We start from the raw sequence: 323 nt of genomic DNA on the forward strand, positions 1-323 counted from the left end.
GTCCCCGACCCCCAGATCCTGCTGATGGACGAGCCGTTCGGAGCGCTCGACGCCTTGACCCGTGAGCAGCTGAACGACGATCTGCAGACCATCTGGGCCGAGCAACGCAAGACCGTCTTCTTCATCACGCACTCCATTCCGGAGGCCGTGTACCTGAGCGACCGGGTGCTGGTCATGTCCGAACGCCCCGGCCGGGTGATCGCCGACTTCGAGGTCGACATCCCCCGTCCGCGCTCGCTTGAGGACGTGTCGCTTCCCGAGTTCGTCGAGCTCACCGGGCGGATCCGCCGCCTGCTCAATGCCAAAGGAGGAATCGACTGATG

At 64.7% G+C, this 323-nt stretch carries 1 pseudogene; it reads left to right on the plus strand.

The window, feature by feature from the left end:
• Positions 1 to 321 (plus strand): annotated as a pseudogene (locus D9V41_RS18135) (ABC transporter ATP-binding protein); the annotation flags it as partial.
• Positions 322 to 323 lie beyond the last annotated feature (2 nt).

The organism is Aeromicrobium phragmitis (assembly GCF_003674095.1).
Classification (GTDB): domain Bacteria; phylum Actinomycetota; class Actinomycetes; order Propionibacteriales; family Nocardioidaceae; genus Aeromicrobium; species Aeromicrobium phragmitis.